This is a genomic window from Arthrobacter sp. N199823, assembly GCF_002929705.1.
Classification (GTDB): domain Bacteria; phylum Actinomycetota; class Actinomycetes; order Actinomycetales; family Micrococcaceae; genus Specibacter.
In genome coordinates this window covers 1-1,324 of sequence record NZ_PJIN01000037.1, presented here as the reverse complement: position 1 = coordinate 1,324, position 1,324 = coordinate 1, and the positions used below count along the sequence as shown (strand labels likewise).

Genomic DNA, 1,324 nt, shown 5'->3' with positions numbered 1-1,324 from the left:
GGACCACCCTGAGGCCCCACCAATTCTGCTGGTTCATCCGTGATCCCCAACAACCCTAAGAACGGGACCTTGACCAATACCAACGCCTCCGGCAGCGGCGGATCAACCAACACCCCATGAGCCGCCAACTCCACCAACTGCCGTTCATAATCCGCCTGCGGATCCTCCACCACCCCATCCACCACATCACCGACCAACCCAGAACCATCCCCCACCACATCTAACAGGTCAAGAAGGTTTGCCGGGTTTCTACCCTCTGAATCAGCAAGAGCGGCAGGATCAGCGAAATAAAGGGCGGCCGCAACATCCGAGGACTTAGTTCCTGCGGCGGGATCCGTTGCGGAATCAGCGGAAACTATTCCTGCGGCAGCGGCAGCGGGGCTGGTGGAGAGGTCGGCGGCAGGGCTGGTGGTGGGCAGTAGTGTCCCCTCACCACCAACCCCGCTAGGGGCGACTCCCCCAGTCGCACCACCATCGAAGGATCCACCGGGCATGGATCCCCCTGGTGCGGAACAATCAGGGGCACCACGGGACGTAGCACCACGGGGTGGTGCATTGTTGGTGGGGTTTGGTCTTGTGGCCCAGACAGGGACGTCGTCCTGATCAAGAACACTGCCACCCATCCTCCCGGTGGCATCACATCTTGTAGCGGCACCAGTACCGGCCGTGGCATCAGAAGTTGTGGTGGTATCAGGATTTATGCCGGTATCAGTGGTGGCTGGATTCTTAGCGGACCACGGAGGAACATACGGCCTCGTGTCCTGGCCATCGTGGCGGACCGTGGCTCCGAAAGCAGACCCCTGCCCACCCATCCCTCCAGCACCTCCACAATCAACACCAGACCCAGACCCTGTGCTCTGACTGGCTGGATTCCCAGCACCAGTACTCGTGCTCGGACCAGTGCTCGTTCCGGTGTTGGTCTTTGTGTGCCCGTTACGGGGTTCTGGGTTGGTTGGGTTGTTGGTGGTCAGGGTGGTTTCGGCGTTGTTGAGTAGCTGTGTGGCGGTCTCTGGGAGGTTTTGGCCTAGTAGCAGGATCGCGGCAACATCGGCCCGTAACTGCGCCAGTGTCCTATGCTCACGACAATCCTGACCCGTCCCCGCAGCATCAGCGATAGCTTGCGCCCGGAGTCCATCAGCCTTGATTGCCCGCGCCATCCGGGTACAACGCGTGTAAATCCCTGAAGCACTGACCGCTGGCATGTGTAAGCCCAGCCAGGCCATCCCGTCAGCACCTACAGAACACATTAGTTTCCGCTTCGCGAATGCTTCCTTCACCCGGACCGGGATACTCGCAGGAAACATCTTCTCTCGCGCTCTGCGAG

General features: G+C 60.3%; 1 protein-coding gene. It reads right to left on the bottom strand.

Going from position 1 to position 1,324, the window contains the following annotated elements:
* A partial coding sequence (locus CXQ93_RS20120) for a hypothetical protein (protein WP_374953435.1) occupies positions 1–494 on the bottom strand: 494 nt, incomplete at its 3' end.
* Positions 495–1,324: the final 830 nt, after the last annotated feature.